Source organism: Ensifer adhaerens (assembly GCF_028993555.1).
GTDB lineage: Bacteria > Pseudomonadota > Alphaproteobacteria > Rhizobiales > Rhizobiaceae > Ensifer > Ensifer adhaerens_I.
Map to the genome: position 1 here is coordinate 380,784 of NZ_CP118612.1, position 17,134 is coordinate 397,917.

General features: G+C 57.0%; 15 protein-coding genes and 1 pseudogene. 8 read left to right on the plus strand and 8 right to left on the minus strand.

Translation table 11 applies throughout. The features are described 5' to 3' along the window. The first annotated feature begins 18 nt into the window (after nucleotides 1-18). The 4 genes from PWG15_RS34700 (at nucleotide 19) to PWG15_RS34720 (ending at nucleotide 3,397) form a co-directional block, all read left to right on the plus strand. Entirely contained in the window at nucleotides 19-717 is a 699-nt protein-coding gene (locus PWG15_RS34700) for a DUF4405 domain-containing protein (protein WP_275027389.1), read from the plus strand. A 1,124-nt stretch (nucleotides 718-1,841) separates the two neighbouring features. Continuing rightward, nucleotides 1,842-2,282, plus strand: coding sequence for a universal stress protein (locus tag PWG15_RS34705; RefSeq protein ID WP_275027390.1), 441 nt, complete (start codon nucleotides 1,842-1,844; stop codon nucleotides 2,280-2,282). A gap of 242 nt (nucleotides 2,283-2,524) precedes the next feature. Continuing rightward, nucleotides 2,525-2,647, plus strand: coding sequence for a hypothetical protein (locus PWG15_RS34715; protein WP_275027391.1), 123 nt, complete (start codon nucleotides 2,525-2,527; stop codon nucleotides 2,645-2,647). A gap of 435 nt (nucleotides 2,648-3,082) precedes the next feature. After that, nucleotides 3,083-3,397 carry a c-type cytochrome gene (locus PWG15_RS34720; protein ID WP_275027392.1) on the plus strand — a complete coding sequence of 105 codons (315 nt, stop codon included), beginning with the start codon at nucleotides 3,083-3,085 and terminating at the stop codon, nucleotides 3,395-3,397. Nucleotides 3,398-3,796: 399 nt separating this feature from the next. On the opposite strand, the gene PWG15_RS34725 is transcribed toward PWG15_RS34720, so the two are convergent. From PWG15_RS34725 to PWG15_RS34735, 3 genes are all read right to left on the minus strand, one after another. Further along, nucleotides 3,797-4,330, minus strand: coding sequence for a CYTH domain-containing protein (locus PWG15_RS34725; protein WP_275027393.1), 534 nt, complete (start codon nucleotides 4,328-4,330; stop codon nucleotides 3,797-3,799). Between the two features lie 681 nt (nucleotides 4,331-5,011). Continuing rightward, nucleotides 5,012-5,791, minus strand: a complete 780-nt coding sequence (ppk2, locus tag PWG15_RS34730) for a polyphosphate kinase 2 (protein ID WP_275027990.1) — start codon at nucleotides 5,789-5,791, stop codon at nucleotides 5,012-5,014. A 197-nt stretch (nucleotides 5,792-5,988) separates the two neighbouring features. After that, nucleotides 5,989-6,207 carry a VIT1/CCC1 transporter family protein gene (locus PWG15_RS34735; protein ID WP_275027394.1) on the minus strand — a complete coding sequence of 73 codons (219 nt, stop codon included), beginning with the start codon at nucleotides 6,205-6,207 and terminating at the stop codon, nucleotides 5,989-5,991. A 287-nt stretch (nucleotides 6,208-6,494) separates the two neighbouring features. On the opposite strand from PWG15_RS34735, the gene PWG15_RS34740 reads away from it, so the two are divergent. The 3 genes from PWG15_RS34740 (at nucleotide 6,495) to PWG15_RS34750 (ending at nucleotide 10,436) form a co-directional block, all read left to right on the plus strand. After that, complete coding sequence (locus tag PWG15_RS34740) at nucleotides 6,495-6,734, plus strand: hypothetical protein (RefSeq protein ID WP_275027395.1); 240 nt, start codon at nucleotides 6,495-6,497, stop codon at nucleotides 6,732-6,734. A gap of 249 nt (nucleotides 6,735-6,983) precedes the next feature. After that, nucleotides 6,984-9,089 carry a mechanosensitive ion channel family protein gene (locus PWG15_RS34745; protein ID WP_425536842.1) on the plus strand — a complete coding sequence of 702 codons (2,106 nt, stop codon included), beginning with the start codon at nucleotides 6,984-6,986 and terminating at the stop codon, nucleotides 9,087-9,089. A gap of 69 nt (nucleotides 9,090-9,158) precedes the next feature. Continuing rightward, nucleotides 9,159-10,436 (plus strand): DUF2254 domain-containing protein, encoded by a 1,278-nt coding sequence (locus PWG15_RS34750; protein WP_275027396.1) that lies wholly within the window; start codon nucleotides 9,159-9,161, stop codon nucleotides 10,434-10,436. A 46-nt stretch (nucleotides 10,437-10,482) separates the two neighbouring features. Here PWG15_RS34750 and PWG15_RS34755 read toward each other — a convergent pair whose 3' ends face one another. The 4 genes and pseudogenes from PWG15_RS34755 to PWG15_RS34770 form a co-directional block, all read right to left on the minus strand. Next, nucleotides 10,483-11,292, minus strand: coding sequence for a MarC family protein (locus PWG15_RS34755; RefSeq protein WP_275027397.1), 810 nt, complete (start codon nucleotides 11,290-11,292; stop codon nucleotides 10,483-10,485). A 273-nt stretch (nucleotides 11,293-11,565) separates the two neighbouring features. Then, the gene (locus PWG15_RS34760; protein WP_275027398.1) at nucleotides 11,566-12,042 is read right to left on the minus strand and encodes a Rossmann-fold NAD(P)-binding domain-containing protein; all 477 of its coding nucleotides are present in this window, start codon (nucleotides 12,040-12,042) and stop codon (nucleotides 11,566-11,568) included. A gap of 461 nt (nucleotides 12,043-12,503) precedes the next feature. Continuing rightward, the gene (locus PWG15_RS34765) at nucleotides 12,504-12,902 is read right to left on the minus strand and encodes a GNAT family N-acetyltransferase (RefSeq protein WP_342457087.1); all 399 of its coding nucleotides are present in this window, start codon (nucleotides 12,900-12,902) and stop codon (nucleotides 12,504-12,506) included. A 186-nt stretch (nucleotides 12,903-13,088) separates the two neighbouring features. Further along, nucleotides 13,089-14,120: pseudogene (locus PWG15_RS34770) on the minus strand (zinc-dependent alcohol dehydrogenase family protein); the annotation flags it as partial. Between the two features lie 370 nt (nucleotides 14,121-14,490). Between PWG15_RS34770 and PWG15_RS34775 the strand changes: the two are divergent. Next, a complete protein-coding gene (locus tag PWG15_RS34775; protein ID WP_275027399.1) occupies nucleotides 14,491-15,177 on the plus strand; it encodes a pentapeptide repeat-containing protein in 687 nt (228 codons plus the stop codon). A 314-nt stretch (nucleotides 15,178-15,491) separates the two neighbouring features. Here PWG15_RS34775 and PWG15_RS34780 read toward each other — a convergent pair whose 3' ends face one another. Next, complete coding sequence (locus tag PWG15_RS34780; protein WP_275027401.1) at nucleotides 15,492-16,844, minus strand: adenylate/guanylate cyclase domain-containing protein; 1,353 nt, start codon at nucleotides 16,842-16,844, stop codon at nucleotides 15,492-15,494. Nucleotides 16,845-17,134: the final 290 nt, after the last annotated feature.

Here is a 17,134-nt window from a genome sequence, read left to right on the forward strand (position 1 = left end):
TAGGTCGGGAGGCACGGAGTGACGACTGTGTTCCGCGTTCGCCTCCTTCTTGATCTTATTACCGTCGGGCTGATCATTACATGTCTCGCCTACTGGTGGCTCGACAACCTGTCCCACGAAGTCTTTGGAACGGCGCTGTTCGCGTTGGTACTCGGCCACAACGCGTTCAACAGGCGTTGGTATCGAAACGTTCGAAAGAGCAGGCGTGATCCTGTCCGGACATTCAACATCTTCACGATCATCTGCCTGGCGATCGCGATGCTTGTCATGTTTGCGACGAGCCTGCTGATCTCGCGTGATCTCTTCGCGTTCGCTTCGTTGGATGGGGCGTTTGCAGTCCGGGAGATCCACATGTTCGCAGGATACTGGACGTTGTTGATCGTCGCGATCCATCTGGGAACACGCTGGATGGTCGTGATGAACACGTTCCGCTCGATGTTGGGTCTTTCCTCCCCGAGTGCCGCCCGCACTATAGTTCTTCGGGCGGCTGCCGTGGCCATTGCGATTTGGGGCGTGAGAAGTTCACTCGAGATGGCGTTCGGTTCGAAACTGATGCTGACCTACTCGCTCGATATGTGGGATTTCAATGAAAACACAGTCGGCTTTTTCATGAACTACGCATCGATCGTCGGGCTTTACGCAGCGCTGGTCCACTACGGTCTTGGCTTGCTGGGAGCGGTCAGAGCAAGTGGGCGCGAAAACCGCCAACGTGGGTGAGCGGGATGACCGCTAATGCCGCGGAGCTGCCAACTTGCCTAGTTGGTCGAATGTCCGCGTCCGGCCAGCAACTGCCGACTTGAGGGTGCAGTGCTGCGTTCCGGACTTCGCATGAGGGTCAGAGAGAGCCGTTCTTCCACGGAGCCCTGTGCCCGGCTTGTTGCGACGATGTTCGCCTTCTGGGCCAAGAAGATGGTGTTGTCTAATCGCTCGGCATAGATCAAGCTCTTTTTGACATGCTCAGCAACGGTCGGCCGCATCGCTCATCAGGGAGCGCTTGAGGCGCTTTACCTCGAGCGGAATAACGAGATGTGGTCGCCAAGATCGGAGTAAAGCGCAGGATCATCCGGACGCCTCGCGAGCGCTGCGGCGATTTCCTGGTTTAACTCAATCTCTTCAACCGTCCCGTCAGATCCGAGGTGGATACTTTGGCGACATTTCTTCAGATTTGATGCGGTGCCTCTGGAAGATTTGTGATGCCTGGCTGTACCGGGATGGGCATTTTAGCCCCCGAACCATGGTTTGAGCGCCCTGGAGCGCGGCACGCCATTCGGCCGGGACGAGCATTTGATGCCATCGTAGTTCTCGGTTGGGGCATCTATGTTGAAACGCCCTGTTCGAAAATGGCCCTGCCGGCGTGATTTTGATCGACGTCAAAGAGGAACTTGCACCATTATGTGATTGTTAAGGGAGGCACTGCCACGCCACTGAAAAGGACGAGACTGCCGCCCGCGCCTGAACTGCTTATCCTACACTTGCCGGTGGACAGATATGAGTGATTTTACGCGATACTACATGTGCTCGACCCGACTTCATATTAGCAATCACTAAGCTTGCCGTAATTTGGAGTTGTCTGTGCAACGCACCGGCCACAGGGACGCCAAGCTCTTCAGGTGGCGCGCGGTGGAATTTTTTGATTGGCGGGCGTGCCGGCGCGCAGGAGACGTGGCTATCCTGCACCGACGCGAAGGACCGGAACATCGGCTCATGCCAAAGGACAAGCCGACAAACCTGAGGGGAACCGCAATGAGGATCCCATATGCCGCTGCTTCGGCGATGGTTGCCCTCAATGTGACTCAGGGCGATGCGGCTACCTTGATTACAATTTCAATCGGGAGGCTTCCATGTTCAGCAACATCCTCATACCTACCGATGGCTCACCGCTCGCGACTCTGGCCGTGGATGCCGCCATCACGTTCGCAAAGGAAGTGGGCGCCAAAATCACCGTCTTTATCGTGACGGAGCCTTTTCACCTCGTTTCTCTGGATGCGGAGCAACTTAGCAACACCCGGGCGCAATATGAGGCGCTCTCCGAGGTGCACGCTGTAGAGACGCTTCGTGCCGCTCGGACAAAGGCCGAGGCGGTCGGCGTTCGCTGCGTCACCGATCAAGCCAGCGCGCGCGAGGTTTACCTTGAGATCATCAGAAAAGCGCAAGATATCGGCGCCGATCTGATCATCATGGCTTCGCACGGCCGCGGTGGTGTCGGCGCCTTGATCATCGGCAGCGTCGCCGCCAAGGTTCTTACGCATTCGACCATCCCCGTCCTGATTTACAGAAAATAGCACGAAGACAGAGACAAGTTCGTTCGGAGTTCGGCATGCTGGCGAGCGCACTTTCTGGGTTGGTTTTGTCATCCTTGCAACAGCAGCGGCAGGGCGGCACCGATACCGAAGGTAAGTATCGTTGTGCTAACAGTCGAGAGGTTCTCTCCTCTCGACGCCAGGACCGAGGCCGAGCACAGAGTAGGGCCGACAAAAGGAATACAAAAGGCTCCGGGGTTCCAGCGCGTTCAGGTGATGCGCAGATGCGGGAGGAGTTCGTTGCCGACGTCATCCGCATGACCGATGCGCCGGAGTTGCCAGGAGCGTCGAACGAGCAAGGGAGTCACACCGCTACCACCGTCACGCTCGCAGCAGTTCAGTCCTGACGATCCACTGGAGAATCTAACCGAAAGTGCATCATGCCGATTTTGATGGTGTAGAACGGCCCTCCGAGCCGTCGCCGACGATGACTATGATGGTGGTCGAATGTTTCGACACCGGGGGAGATCACACCGAAGTCTTCACCGCGCAGCTCGAGGCCGCCCGATCGGCACGCGACGCAGTACCTCGATCTCGAGCGCAATCCGATTGTCGGTCGTCCTGCTGATAAGTACAGTGTGGTTTCAACAACCCGTCCGAAGCGAGCACAGTCGACGGCGGAAACTTGGAAGGAAACGTCCGCCGCCATCGTCGCGAGACCAGAACCTTGGTGGTCATGAGCCCATTTTACGGTGCGAGTTGGGCTTAACCGCTCGCTGGCATTGACGCGAACGGACCGCGGTCGATCTGTCAATCGACGCGATGAGTTAGGGGAGATCGCAATGCGGATAACGATCGTCTTAATGATTGCCGGCATCATTGCAACGGTTCCGACGGTCCAGGCACAGGACATCAAGCAGGGGCGCCAACTCGCGCTTGAGGTCTGTGCTGCCTGTCACGCCGTCCTCGCCGATCAATCGCAGTCGCCGATTGCGGAAGCGCCGAGCTTCGAGACAGTTGCTGCGACACCGGGAATGACCGCAGCGGCACTTAACGTTTGGCTCACGGCCCAGGACCATCCGACCATGCCGAACATAGTACTCTCGCAGACCGATGTTCAGGACATCTCGGCCTATATACTCAGCTTGGGGGAATAGGGACTTGCACATTGATGACCGTGAAGCAGCGGTACCCGCCGGCCAGCAACGCTCGCCAATGTATTTTCACTCCTTTCGTCACAAACGAGAGTCTGGCTCCGCCGATCAAGTTCAGGTAGACCCTGTCAAGGAGGTTAGGCCGCTCGCCGATCAGGCAATCGCTTGCCGGCGCAGAGGCGAATGAAGCAGAGTGTCAGCCTACTGCGAGCGAAACTGAGTCGGTCGTTTTCGGCACCCCCACTGCTCCGCAACGGGAGTAGTGGGGCGAGGCTACCCGCATCGACCCGATATTTTATACGCTGCCTGGGGGAATGCATAACGAGTTCCTATCCGTGTGAACATTTGGTTATCTTCGACAATCGTCGCGGGCCTCTTCATCAGGCCGTCTCTGTGCACGCCTTATTTGCTGCGCCTCTCAGCAAACATCCGGAGAGAACGACGTTGGTCGATTGTTGCAGCCACGCTCATATCCGTTGGGTTGCCATGGGTTGCTGCCAGGACTCGATTCGAGAAACGCGAGTTCCCGGTCACCTCGGGCCCGAGCCAATCGGGGAGCACAGGGTTGTCGGCGTGGTCCAACAATTCAACTTCTGCAATGACGAGGCCGCGATGCCGGCCGGAATAGACGTCCACCTCCCAGGTGTGGCCTTGATGTTCCACTTCGAAGCGCGTTTTTTCGATGGCGCCTTGAGCGTACTGAAACATCTCCTTCGCGTCGGCGTAGGGGATGACGTATTCGAACTCCTCGCGTCTGCCTTGACCGCTTCTAATTTTCACCGTCAACTTAGCGGTCTGTGCATCAATCGTCCTAACCCGCACGGTTCGGTTTTTCGTCGCCACAAGATAGGCTTGCCGCAACACAGACCCTTCTGAAGCCTCCTCCCGCCAGCGATCGTCAAGCACCAGGAACTTTCGCTCAATTTCTGCGGTCATGGCTGCCTCATTGATTGAAGGTGCCGTTACGTTGGCTCCAGATTTACGGAGCTTGCTTATCTCCACTTCAACATTGCGCGTTCGTTGGCCTTCCGCATTGATCCCCGTCAATATGGTCTTGATCCGCAAGATCAGACGGCTGGTCGGTTGTCTGGTCGCGACACCACAGTCTACAGGGACGGATGTGCCCCGGCGGGCTTTCTAACGTGACGACGAGCACTTTCTCTCTGCCTGTGTGGGAAGAGCATTGAGTTTTTAGCAGTGGCAGCGGTTGGTCGGGGGTGATCGTCACAGGCGTCGCGCGGCCGATGTCGCGAAACAGAGACATTTGTTCATGGCCGCTGAGCAAATCAGAGAGGTCGACGGCTGGTGGTCTGTCGTGGCAACCGTAGCCCCTGAGCGGCCTCGTCTTTTACGTGACAGATAGCGAAAGATGGCGTTCCCGAAAGGGCGATTGTTGGATATACGTCGAGTTTCGCGTCACGCAACTGTCTACAAGACTCGTGGTGTTCGAGAACTCGTTCGTCAAGGTCATCTAAAAATGGCTCGGCGCCCGGTCCAGAAAGAAGCCAACATCGCCTGGGACGCCACCTGGGAAGTCGACGCCGTCACTGTGCGAAACTATTGCCCCGCGACTGACCGGACTGAAGGTGGGCGCCTTACTCGGCGCGCTACGCTTGTTTATATGACGTTTGGAACATATCGACGCACATGCGGACTTTCGACATAGTCGTCAGGTCGCTTCTGACGTTTCCCCAATTCCGGTTCAACGAACTTCACCTTGTCGTAGGGGATGACGGAAAGGATGTGCGAGATACAGTTGATGCGCGCCCGCTTCTTGTCGTCGGATCGAACAATCCACCACGGGGCGTATTCCGTGTCAGTCATCCGGATCATCTCATCGTAGGCAATGCTGTAGTCCCACCAGCGTTGATAGGATTCGACGTCCATTGGACTGAGCTTCCATTGACGAAGCGGGTCGCCGATGCGCTGACGGAACCGCCGCTCTTGTTCGTCCTCGCTGACATCCAGGAAGTACTTGAGAAGTATGATCCCGCTCTCGACGATGGCAGCTTCGAAACGCGGAGCGAGCTCGAGAAAGCGCCGTGCCATCTCTTCACTGCAGAAGCCCATGACACGTTCGACCCCTGGGCGGTTGTACCAGGAACGATCGAATATCACGACTTCGCCGGCGGCCGGCAGGTGCGGTATGTAGCGCTGCATGTAAATCTGGCTCTTCTCCCGATCGGTCGGCGCCGGCAGGGCAACGACGCGGAATACGCGTGGGCTGACGCGCTCGGTAATGCGTTTGATCACCCCTCCTTTTCCCGCTGCATCGCGCCCCTCGAAAATGATAACAACGCGTGCTTTTGACTTCTTCACCCAAGCCTGCAGATGTGCGATCTCTACCTGTAACCGAAGCAGTTCCTTCCCATAATCGACAGCGGCTGCATAGCCCATCACTTCGCCGGAAGTCGCGTTCTCGAGTTTTTCGCGCACTGCCCGGCCGTCTTTCTTCGACCTGTCTTTGTTCTTTCCTTTGCCGTTCTTTGACATGGTTCCATTTCCTCCTTTGACGTGATCCTGTCGCGCAGTCGCTTGACAGGCCAGCGGCGTCTGGTGGCGTTAAATTCCTCAACCCTTGCGCGGCGCGAGCCTCATCCGCCCAAGGCTATTGCTATCGCCACCATGACCAGGCCCACCGCAACCATCAAAATCCCAATGCGCAGCGGCGCTCCCGCATGGCGGCCCAGGGCATAACCGGTAACGAATAGCAGTCCGATCGCGATCCCATTGGAAAGACGCAGAGCGTTTGTGGCGTCGCCTATGAAAAAGAAGGGTGCGACGACCGGAATGGTGAGCAGAAAGACGAGCACGAATACAACCAGGGCGCCGGCGAAGTCTTGTGCCCGAACTCGAACTCGCGTTTTGTCGGCGGACAGACTGTTCAGATACAGTCGGATTCGCTCGAGGTCGTCGGCTGAGAGCGCTGGCAGGACCAGAGATGGGGGCGCCTGCAATGACCGATCGTGCGATTGATGCGCGGGCTGCCGTCTGAACTGCCTCAACGGTTCTTGTTGAAAGTCGGCGCTCTGCTGTCGAACTCATCAAAAACATCACTGCGTCAATAATCCCCCATGCCAGGTTGCAGCTGAGCGCTCCGATGATCATCGCCTTGATATCCGCGCTGCCAGCATGGGCGACGCCAAGTGAGCCTATGAATGTCATCACCATGATCAAGCCGAAAAGAATCTCAGCTGCGCGGTCGACCGGATTAAGCACGCGCCGGAATGGCGACCCGTTTTGGGGTGTTGCAATGGTATCGATGACCGATTGTCTGCCACCGTCGTTCATTGCGAGCCTCGACCGTCAAAATGGAGGTAAAAAACCATTAGCGTTTTAGCTAAATCTACTATGCCAGCGTCGGTGCGCGCTTAAATTGATCCGCGTCAATGTCCGGTCTGAGTTTTAGAAATATCTTCTTTAGAAACGCCGTCGGTCTCGTGTGTTGCTCGTGAAGCTCATCGCCACAACCGGACAAGGTCGAAATTCACGCCGTCCATCTCGACTGCCAATGCCCGTCCAGCGGTTTCAGTTCAGGAACGAACCAGGCCCTGCCGCTGGGGTCGACAACAATTCAGGTACGTTGAATATGAAGGCAAGTGTGTCCAGTTTTTCGTGTTCCTGGGGTATCTGGATCACCCTTATTGCGGTGGTCGTCCTTTCAGTTATGCCCGACATATCGTTGGGAGCAACCAGTCCATCAGCGGGGGTGACGGACCTGCCGCCTGAAAAAGTGCGACAGTTTCTCGATCTTGCAAACAACCCGGAGGTCAAGGCGTGGCTAGAGGGTAAGGTCGCTGTGCAAGCTCCGGCCGCGGATACTTCGATAGCGGACGCGATCTCCGATTGGGGAGCAGCCGTTAAGGGCCGAGTTGCTGCTGTCGTCGGCGCAATCGATCGAGTGCCAGACGAGATCGCGAATTCTTCTGCAGTATTTGTGCGTGACGTAAACGCGGGCAAGCCCGGCCTGGTTCTCATCATCTTTGTGGCCTTGCTTGCGGTCGGCTTTGGCGCCGAGCGGCTAATTTTGAGTGTGCTCGCCAGCCGCAACACAGACGGGTCGAGCGTGGACCCGGTACAGGCGGCGATGTCGCACGCCGTCGCTCTGGTCACCTTTTCCCTGGCAACCATTGTTCTTTACCTGTTGTTCGATTGGCCCCCCCTGCTTCGCAAGACGATCCTGCTGCTGCTTGTCGCGTTCATAATGTTTCGATTGATCCACGGCATCGCCCGATTGCTGCTGGCTTTTGACGGCGTTGACAAAGAACCTGAAAATCAGTCATCCGTCTCTCAAGTCGATACCGTAGCTCGGTTCTGGCTTCGCCGTATCGATCTCGTCGCCGGTCTGACATTGGCCGGCTGGGTCGTTGTGAACGTGATGTCCTCCTTGGGTTTTTCCGCGGAGGTTACAAAGCTTGCCGCATTCGTGCTCGGGTTAGGCATCCTTGGGATCGGGATCGAGGTGGTTTGGCGGCGGCCAAGGGTGACTACCTCCGTCATCGTGCGATCTCTGCTGTCTGTATACATGGTCCTACTCTGGCTTGCGTGGGTCGGTGGTCTTCTCGGGCTGCTGTTTGTGGGTATCTATTCCCTGGTTTTACCAGGCGTTATCCGCAGCGTCGGCAATTTGGCCCAAGCCCTGGCAAGCCGAGCGCAATTGAGTGGGGCTTTCGGGGTCTTGTTGAACGTGGTGATCGTCAGGGGCGCGCGTGCGCTGGTGATCGCCGCAGCTGTGGCGTGGCTTGCCTATGCCTGGCGATTCAGTGCGGCAGCTCTGGCCGGTAGCGAGATCGGCAAGGTTGTGGTCAATGGCGCATCGAACGCAATCGTCATCCTGCTCGTGGCCGACTTGTTTTGGCAGTCGTCCAAGGCGCTCATCGCCTACCGCATGGACCTTGCGGAGCATTCAAGCGATACCGGAGACAATCTGACCCGAAGCAACAGGTTGCGGACCTTGCTCCCTATTTTTCGCAATACGTTGGCGGTCCTGATCGGCGTTATCGCCATATTGACAATCTTGTCTGGCTTGGGCGTGCAGATTGCGCCCTTGCTTGCCGGCGCCGGCATATTTGGTGTTGCCATCGGCTTTGGCTCGCAGACCCTGGTAAAGGACGTCCTCAGCGGGGTCTTCTACATGCTGGACGACGCCTTCCGCGTTGGCGAGTACATCCAAAGCGGCAGCTACAAGGGAACTGTCGAGTCGTTTAGTCTGCGATCCGTACGTTTGAGGCATCACCGCGGACCTATCTTCACCGTCCCGTTCGGAGAACTTGGCGCGGTCGAGAATATGAGCCGAGACTGGGTGATCGACAAAATGACGATCAACGTCACTTACGATTCCGACATCGAGCTGGCTCGCAAGCTCATAAAGAAGATCGGTCAGGAATTGGCCGCGGACCCGGAATTCGCGGCAGACACGTTGCAGCCCTTGAAAATGCAGGGCGTCGATAGCTTCGGGGATTTCGCGATCGTCCTGAGGCTCAAACTCATGACCAAGCCCAACGCGCAGTTTGCCATCAAGCGGCGCGCTTTCATGATGATCAAGAAGGTCTTCGATGAAAATGGCATCAAGATCGCCGTGCCTACGGTCCATGTGGAAGGAAGTGGCGAATCTGCGGCTGCGGCCGCCCATCAGGTTCAGCAGTCGGCAAAAGCGGCACAGGTTGCCGAGGCGGCGGGCCAAGCCGTGGCCTGAGTACGTTCGTCAATCTCGTGCGTAACCGCCGCCGGAGGCTCGTCGGTCCAAGGGAGGCCATGTCAAAAGATGAGCTGGAACAAGTTATATGCTCTCAAGAGCTACATGCGTGCCTCCTTGTGGATCATCCCATTTTTTGCGCTCATCGCGCAGCAGGCCTTTTTTCGCGCAGTTCTCACTTCCGAGAAATGGATACCGTGGATCCCGCCTTGGCCCTTGGGGGTCGATGGCACGGTTGCTGCAATGCAGGCGATTGTAAGCCTGGCGCTTTCGTTTCTCGTTTTCACATTCGGCTCACTGCTTGTGGCGATACAAATAGCCAGCGGACAGCTAACGCCGCGGATCATCGCGACCACGCTGCTGCGAGATAATGTTATCCGGTTTACCGTGGGCTTGTTCATCTTTACGCTGCTGTTTGCCATCGGCGCCATAAGCCGCGTGAATACGTCGGCTCCGGCCTCTATAATATGGATCTCGGCAGCCCTTGGCGTTCTGTCGCTGGCAGCATTTCTTTACTTGATCGATTATTCTGCTCGTTTGTTGCGCCCCGTCAGCATCATCCATAATGTCGCCGAGCAAGGTTTCGCCGTCATTGAAGGTGTATATCCGGAGAGCTGGAAGGAAACCGACGGGCAGCATCAGGCCCGTGACACATTTGGAAAGCCGGACAGGCTCGTCTTGCATTCTGGTTCGTCAGATATCATCCTTGCAGTGGACGTCAAATACTTGCTGAACCGAGCAATCCGGGCAGACGGTGTAATTGAGCTTGCGGCACGTGTCGGTGACTTTGTTGCCTATGGCCAACCGTTGTTCCGACTCTATGGTGGCGCCGGGCAGATCCCCGTCCATGAGTTATGCGGTACCGTCGCATTTGGGCGTGAGCGAACCATCGAGCAGGACCCGACTTTCGCCTTCAGGGTGATCGTCGATATCGCTACGAAGGCGCTTTCAAAGGCGATCAACGACGCAACGACAGCCGTGCTGGCAATCGACCAATTGCATAGGCTATTGGGGAGCGTCGGGGGGCGGGATCTGCGTAATGAGCGTCTTTGCGATGACGGCGGGCGTTTGCGTGTCGTGTACCCAACACCGGACTGGGAAGACTTCGTACAGCTCACGTGTCGCGAAATTAGGATCTATGGAGCCGATAATCTTCAGATTGCGCGGAGGCTTCGTGCCATGATCGACAATCTCGAAGACGTGTTGCCCGAGAGCCGGAAACAAGCGTTGCGGGCTGAACGCGATCTGCTCAATCGGATGATCGACAAGGCATACCTATTGCCCGAGGACGCTGCCTTGGCACGTATCGCCGACACGCAAGGGCTCGGTGGCTCAGCGGAGTCGTGAATGCCTGCGGCGAGGACGGCTCAAAGCCGTCGCTACTAGTGAATTCTTACCACTCCAACATTCTAAAGCTGTGTAAAATGATCTGAAGACCGAGGGCTGCTTGGGTGACGCCAAGCACCACAGCCAAGACCTGAAGCGAAGTTCCGACCCATTTTAGTATGAAATCTGCGAATAGCATCGCGAGCCAATCGAGCCCGAGTATCAACAGTACGATGGCGGTCACGGTGAGGCCCTCGGTTTGGCGATTGCCTGCGAGCGTCGCAAAGACGATGACCGCTGCGATCCCGTAAGGTGTGACGATCGTTGGAAAAGCCAGTGGCGAAAAGGCCAGTTTCAGATCTGGCGCACGGTCGGGTGCCGAAGTGTGATCCGTTAGATTTGCTGATTGCTGCAGTATGGTTCGCAGCGCCACCAGAAAAAGGACAATGCCTCCAGTCATGGCCAGCACCGGTAGTGAAATTTCAAAGTTCTCGAGCATCGTCCGCCCAAGAAGGCCAGCTACCGCCAGGGCGCCGGCCGAAAAAAATATTGCTCTTTGAGCGACCTGACGTCGAACCGTAGGATCCCAATATTTGGTTATTGCCATAAACGGCATCAAGATCTTGATCGGACCCAGCATCAGAAAAAGCATGAAGAAGACTTTTCGCGCGCCGAACTCGGCCTCAGGCATCGCTGCACTAACCGGCGCTTGTGCGAAAGACTGAACTGGACAGACCACCAACAACAGCAGCAGCGTGGTGATTAGACCGTTTGGAAAACGAGAATCGTGCGGCCTACAGAACGCTCTAGACGAGCAAGTCTTGTGGGTGCTTGATATCGCAAGCTTCGCAGTGATTGTCCGCAGCCATGTTGTCATCGAACATTCTCCGGTTAAGGATCATTGGCATTGTCCCGGAAGCCGAGCGTGACAGGGCTTCCGGGTGCCGCATCCCGTCGTACGGCTCCTATAGCCCCAGAACGACGCCGGATCGGGTCACGGCCAACCTCAAGAGGTGCCGTGCGTCCTGGTGGGTGGCATCTCCGAGAGGGGGATTCCGCAGCTTTTTTGCATGGCTTTCCAACCATTGGGTGATTGATCGTTCCAGTCTGCCCACGTTCGAGGCGTCAATCGAAGCACGTTTCGCCCGTGTCACCGGGCGAAAACATTATCTTGGTCAAAGAACGCGGTGCTGGTCGCCGTTTCTGCCGCATCACCCGGTTTGATTGGGGCTGCGATTTCAACGCGATTGGCAAGAATGCTTTGTTTGCGAAGCACTCCGTACATGCGCTTCATAATCACAGAGATATCGCGTATTGCCATGTGCGAAGATGTTGCCGTTACTTCTGTAGAAGGCACGGAGCATACTACCGCATCCACCTTCCCAAAAACCCGGGTTGCTGTGTTGCACAAGGTCTCCAAGTGTGAAACATCGAAAATGTCTGCAAACAATGCGATAGCTATTCCTCCGCTTGCTTCAATGCCGCTGATGACCTCGTTCACGGCCGTCGTGTTGCCTTTAAACGGGATAATAATGTTGACATCGGAGCCCCCAAGTCGCATCGCGATGTAGGCGCCCCGCTTCTGATCGCCAAGTACAATGATCGTTTTGCGTTCCTTGACCCGCATAATTTCGTTCCTCTAAGGTCACGGCGGCCCGCTTCGCACCCAAGGACATCCAAGCAGAATCGCAACCGCTCACTCGGGGATGAAGTTTGCCATGAGCTGGGGGCGTCTAAACTGGTCATTCCCATAGTTATTTTATCAGCTGAAGGGTCGCTGGGATTTGATGCTGCGCAAACTTGCGTCGGACCAGAGATCTTTGGTGAATGTCCAGCTTGCACCGAATCCTGCCTCAAGCCCGAAAGCGCTTTATGGCGACCAAGGCATCGTGCGCTATCGCCGTGTGGGGCAGAAGCCTCTTCTTGTAAGCGCCGGGCTGGGGAGTTCTTCTGCAAGCGCTGTGTCTGAGAGTTTAAGAGCCGACAGCATATCGGAACGGGTGGTAACGTCACTTAGACGGCCGAGGTAGTAGGCTCCCGAACCTTTGCCCAAAATCGCTGGCGTCCGCCAATTGCTTGGTCTGTGCTTTAGCGTTGACGCAGATCCTTGCGGATGAGGATGAGGGTCGGATCATCCGCATAGGGAACTGCAACGAAACCCTGTTCCCTCTCCACTTCGATTGCCTCATGGTTTGCGCGGCTTTCGAGCGATTCGAGGGACTTGGCGCCCGCGGCTTCCGCAAAGCGGGCGACATGGCGCAGCAATTCCCAGGCGACACCCTTGTGTTTGTGTTCGGCACGTACGGAGATCGCGACTTCCGCTCTCTCCGTCGACGCGTCACACGCTACAATGGCGGTGGCGATGATCATCTCACTATCCTCGCCAAAAGCGAGAAAGTTCTCGGTCGAGCGGTGATCGACCTTAGTCATAGAGAGAAGACGCTCGCGGCTAACTTCTCGAATTCCGCCCAGAAAGCGGAAGCGCATGTCTTGCGGAGTTACATGGGTGAAGAAATCTGCCAGGAGTACATCGTCTTCCGGACGGACGGAACGAAGGTGAAGGACAAGACCGCTGCGCGTGAGTAGATTGCAGCTCCAGACGTCGGTTGAGGATGAGGCCTCGGTGCGCGGTTCTGTGGCGTCGCGCGCGCGAAGAGGTTGCGCAGCGTCCGTCTCGATTATCACTTTCAAAGCTTTCGTGCTCGCAGCGTTGGCAAAAGTCTCATAGGCATCAGCAATCTGCCTGAGGTTGAAACGATGCGTGATCAGTTTTTTTGGGTCTATTTTTCCCGATTGCACGGTCTTTAGCAGCAACGGTGTCGTTACCGCATCCACCAGCCGTGTGGTGATGGCAATGTTGCGCGACCATAGCTTTTCCAGATGCAGGTCGGCCTTGACGCCGTGGACGCCGATGTTGGCGATTACGCCGCCAGGCGCGACGATCTCCTGACACAGCTCGAAGGTGGCGGGGATCCCAACCGCCTCAATCGCGGTGTCGACGCCCTTGCCTCCAGTCTGTGCCAGCACCTGTCGAGAGGCGTCCCCGCCGCCCGCCTGGATCGTCTGCGTCGCACCGAAACGTTTCGCCACGTTGAGCCGGTTCTCGTCGAGATCAATCATGATGAGGTCGGCTGGAGAGTAGAGCTGCGCCGTCAGCAACGCGGCCAGTCCGATTGGGCCGGAACCGACGATGGCAACTGACCCGCCAGGCTGCACCTTGCCGTTCAGCACGCCGCATTCAAAGCCCGTCGGAAGGATGTCGCTCAGCATGACGAGCGCCTCTTCATCTGCGCCTTGCGGGATCGGGTAGAGACTAGTGTCGGCATGGGGGATGCGGACATACTCGGCCTGTGTGCCATCGATCGTGTTGCCGAGAATCCAACCACCGGTGGTGCAGTGAGAGTACATTCCGCGCCGGCAATTGCTGCACTTGCCGCAGGACGAGATGCAGGAAATCAGGACGTGGTCGCCTTTTGCGAACTGGGTCACCCCAGTTCCCGTTTCCACCACGATGCCCACGCCCTCATGGCCGAGGATACGACCGGCTGTGCAGGTTGGAACGTCACCCTTGAGGATATGCAGATCGGTCCCGCAGATCGTGGTCCTCGTGATCTTGACGATGGCGTCGGTCGTCGCAGCGATCGCGGGTATCGGGCGCTCCGTCAGCGACTTGAGTCCCGGTCCTTCATAGACGAGCGCCTTCATCGATTCTCTCCTCCGCAAGGTTCGTTATCTGCCGCGAACATTGGCAATTGTGCACGTGCCTCCGCGAACCTGCTTTGACGCGGGTCAAAGATCGGATGAAGCGTGCGCATTGCACCGGGGGCGGCGCTCGCGCTCATGGCCGATCGGGCCCATTGATCCGCGTCAATGTCTGAGCGAACGAAGCTCGGTAACAATAAGAAGCAAAATCGGTTTTGAATTATCCGGTCGATTGAAGGGCGCGGGATGTGGCAAGAGTCACGGGATTGGAATCGTGATGCGATACAATGACTTTAAGATCGAATCCACGCCCACCCGTTGCGTCGGAATAACGTCGGAGCGCATCTTCCGAACGCGCCGGGGCTTGATGCCAATGTCACTCACCTTGATGCTCGGCATGGTAATGGTGGCTCTTGTTTCCAGGGACTCTGCACAGGCCTCGCACTGCAAGAGCTGGCCGATGCCCGGTTTGAACTGGAGCGGCTGCAATAAGAGCCACCTCATGCTCGAAGGAGCCGATCTGGAGGGCGCAAACCTATCAGGCACTGATTTTAGCCTGACCGATCTTCGTGGTGCCAACTTAACCAGAGCCAATCTTGAGAAGGCGAAGCTCGTGCGAGCTTCGCTCGCCGGGGCCACCGCGAAGACAGCAAACTTTACGCGCGTGGAAGGGCACCGCGCGAGCTTCGTTCGCTTTTCAGCTGAACGTACCTCATTTACCAGCTCCGAATTGCAGCGCGCTGATTTCAGCCTCGCGCGGCTGATCGATGTCGACTTCGAGAAAGCGGAGCTTGGCCGCGCCAGATTCACCGGCGCGAAACTCGAAAACGTTCGATTTTCGCTCGCAAACCTGTCTCGGGTCGACTTTACCGGCACATCGTTCGCGGGATCGACAGCATTCGACCGTGCTGTTCTCTTCCTGACGCGAATTGAGGGAAGCGATTTGTCACGAGCAACCGGTTTGCGGCAATCTCAAATCGACATAGCTTGCGGCGACGCCTCCACGAAACTGCCGCACGGCCTTTTCGCGCCGGCGAGTTGGCCTTGCATGTTCCATTGATACCGTTTGGGCTTTCGAATGTCCCGGGGTGAGCGTGGGCAGCCTATAAGTCACCGCTTCTGTGCGTCCTAATCGTAGTGGCAGCTACGCCGACCACCCGGCTCGTCTCCGCGCCTGAACATGTAACGCTAACTGAAGCGCGGCCGCGGCCAAGCCTGCCCATATCCCGTCTCAATCAGGCGATCGTGTGTGAGCCAAATGCTTCCGACGCAAATCGGGGGCGCCGCCGTCGGGAACGAAACGTCTCGCAACATGGGATTGAGCAGCAAGGTATTGCCACCATTAACCTTTTGCAAGCTAGTTACCTTAGCGCTTCATTCGTGTGGCTTGGTCCCCGAGAACGCATAAAGTGCCACATGCTCGCCACGTCCGCCCAATGGCTCTCGGCTTACCGCGACCCAGGCGCGTTGTTGTCCTGCCTGCATCACGACCGTCTCGGAGGCAAGCAGCGTGGCATCGAAACGTTTGGTAGCCTGTTCTATCTTCGCAGCGACATTGACTGTGTCGCCAAGCACCGTGAACTCAAGGCGATGTTCGTCACCGACAAGTCCGTAATACATCTCGCCGCTGTGGATGCCTATCCCGACGCGGATCGGCGGATCGAATCCGCGCTTGATGTTCCATTGGTCGACGAGCGAAAGAATCCGATGCGCGCACGCTATGGCACGAGCGCAATCATCCTCCCGTGGCTCTGGAATGCCGAAGACTATTAGAGCGCCGTCACCTATGAATTTGTCGATCACACCTTCTGAGGCCTCGGTTGCACGCATGACTCGTCGCCGAAAGGAAGAGATAAAGACGGACAGTCTCGCGGGATCCAGTTTTTCTGCGTAAGCGGTGAACCCGCGTATATCGACAAACAAAATCGCGCCCTGCTGGCGGCGGCCTTGCCGCCACGTAACAACATCATTGTCCCCCACTAATGGCACGATTTCTGCTGGCAGGAAGCGGGCAAGGTTTGCGCGCTTGGCTGTCTCGCGCGCAATACGTATCAGAAGGCGGCGAGAACGCGCCATTGCCAGCGCCGTTACAAGACCCATCAGCAACAGCATAATGGTCCGCATGATATAGGGAGGAAGCGAAAGAAGGCGGCTTACTCCCTGTGTCTCAGCGGGGTTCGCATCGCCTGTCGGGCTAAAGCCAAGCCCAGCTGCAACGCCGACGACCGCGATCATTGTTGCCGCTGTGGCCCACAGTTGAACGATTGGCCTGTATCGAAGCGCGCCGACCGCGAGGAGCAGGGGCACGGCCCAGATAGTTGGTATGGTCACCACCCAGTTGCCCGCCAGGCCGATGTCGTTCAGGGCAAAATAGAGACTGGCTCCTATAATCAATGCGTCGCCGGTAACGAGGGCAAAGGCCATCCAGGGCCTGAAGTGACGTCTGATCACAAGCAGGAATGAAGTGATGCCGAGGGTCAGAAAGGCCGCAACCGTAGTCAGAGCCGTTACGCGTAGTTGCGTCAAGTTGTACTCTTGAGCGAAGCCGGCGGTTTCAGAGGAGACTAGGAAGCCACTCAAAAACAAGGCAAGACCCACTGTGATCCGAACCCATCCGATCGTGTATTCGGCTTCGTTCTCCGATTCCCAGAACGCTCTTTCGACTGCGGAACCCGCCGGGTCAGACCGGTGTGGATCAGAGCGAAATGCTTGTTGAAACTTCCACATGAACATATCTTTCGCAGGGCTCACTTCGCAGCCAGCTGGCTAGAGCGGTCGCCGCCCACATATTAGCTTGGCGGAACCGATTGCGTGAAGGGCGCAACTTGCGGCGAGATGTGCCCGACGAACACAACAGCGAAGGTTGCGGGGTTGGGTTTGTCGCCGCAACTACCATCACCTTTTCCCCAGTGGCCGGTGGGGCCCGACGCAAGCCGAAACGTCGAGCCTCTCTGTTCTGAGGTTCACAAAACGACAACTAGCCGGCACATTGGGCCTGCCGGCGTGATTTTGACCTA